The 1,789-nt window shown below is 70.5% G+C and carries 2 protein-coding genes; both read left to right on the top strand.

Annotated elements, in window-relative coordinates; all coding sequences use genetic code 11:
• A partial coding sequence (locus G7A99_RS25270) for a TRAP transporter large permease subunit (RefSeq protein WP_240466146.1) occupies positions 1-441 on the top strand: 441 nt, incomplete at its 5' end.
• A 106-nt stretch (positions 442-547) separates the two neighbouring features.
• The coding region (locus G7A99_RS06770; protein ID WP_163139280.1) for a 6-phosphofructokinase at positions 548-1,789 on the top strand (1,242 nt) is incomplete at its 3' end.

Genomic DNA, 1,789 nt, shown 5'->3' with positions numbered 1-1,789 from the left:
ATGGAGGTGCCCACGACGGCGGCCTATGTCATCTGCGTGTCGGTGGCCGGGCCGGCGCTGCACGACCTGGGCGTGGCGCCGCTGCTCGCGCACCTGTTCGTGTTCTGGTATGCGCTGCTCTCGACGATCACCCCGCCGGTCTGCGGCGGGGTGTTCATCGCCGCCGGGATGGCCGGCGAGAACTGGCTCCGCGTCGCCGTGCGCGCCATGGCACTGGGCGTGGGGCTGTACCTCATCCCGCTGGCGATGGTGGCGAGCCCGGCGCTTCTGGCGCTGGTGGACACGCCGCTCGCCGCCCTGGCGGCGTTCCTGCGTATCGCCGTCGCCCTCGCCGCGGTGAGCTACGGCCTCATCGCGCGGCGGCCGCTGCCACTGCGGGGGCTCCTCCTGGCCGCCGGTCTGGCGCTGCTCTTCGTCTGGCCCGCCGTATGGCCCGCCTGACCGGTGGAACCGGTGGCCGGTCGGCGACACTATCGATTCGCCGAGCGGTTTCTTAGTAGAATCCCGCGGCTTACGCGGCTGTCGAGATAACCGGAGTACCCCGCCCATGAGCGCCAGGAATGCCTTCTATGCCCAGTCAGGCGGTGTGACCGCCGTCATCAACGCCACCGCCTGTGGCGTCATCGAGACCGCGCGCGCCCACCCGGACGCCATCGGCACCGTCTACGCCGGCAAGGCGGGCATCCTCGGGGCACTCCACGAGGAGCTCATCGACACCGGCGAGGAGTCGGCCGAGACCATCGCCGCGCTGCGCCACACCCCGGCGGGGGCGTTCGGCTCGGCACGCTACAAGCTCAAGGGCTTGGAGGAGAACCGCGCCGAGTACGAGCGCCTGATCGAGGTCTTCGAGGCCCACGACATCGGCTACTTCTTCTACAACGGCGGCGGCGACTCCCAGGACACCGCCTACAAGGTCTCTCAGATCGGCGAGCGCCTGGGCCACCCGGTGACCTGTATCGGCATCCCCAAGACGGTGGACAACGACCTCCCCGGCACGGACACCTGCCCCGGCTTCGGCTCGGTGGCCAAGTACATCGCCGTGGCCACCCGGGAGGCCGGGCTCGACGTGCGCTCCATGGCCGAGACCTCCACCAAGGTCTTCGTGCTCGAGACCATGGGCCGGCACGCGGGCTGGATCGCCGCGGCCGCGGGGCTGGCCCGCGAGGAAGAGGGCGACCCGCCCCACGTCATCCTGCTGCCGGAAGTGGCCTTCAACCGCGAGGCCTTCCTGGCGCGGGTACATGACGCGGTGGAGCGCCACGGCTACTGTGTGGTGGTGGTCTCCGAGGGCGTGCGCCATGCCGACGGCACCTTCCTCTCCGACCAGGGCAGCACCGACGCCTTCGGTCACACCCAGCTCGGCGGGGTCGCGCCGGTGGTGGCGTCGCTGATCAAGGCGGAACTCGGCTACAAGTACCACTACGCGGTGGCGGACTACCTCCAGCGTGCCGCGCGCCACATTGCCTCCGCGACGGACGTGGAACAGGCGTACGCCCTCGGTCGCGCGGCGGTGGAGATGGCGCTCGCCGGCCGCAACGGGGTGATGCCGACCATCCACCGTCTCTCCGATGAGCCCTACCAGTGGGAGGTCGGCGAGGCCCAGCTCGCGGATGTCGCCAACAGGGAGGCGAGCATGCCGGCGGCCTACATCAGCGAGGACGGTTTCGATATCACCGATGCCTGCCGCCGCTACCTCCGCCCGCTGATCGCTGGCGAGGACTATCCCCCCTACCGCAACGGCCTGCCGGATTACGCCCGCGTACGCGGCGTGCTCGCCCCGCGCCGGCTT

This window comes from Arhodomonas sp. KWT, from assembly GCF_010993615.1.
The sequence above is the reverse complement of the archived record's forward strand: the minus strand, read 5'-3'. Positions and strand labels throughout refer to the sequence as shown.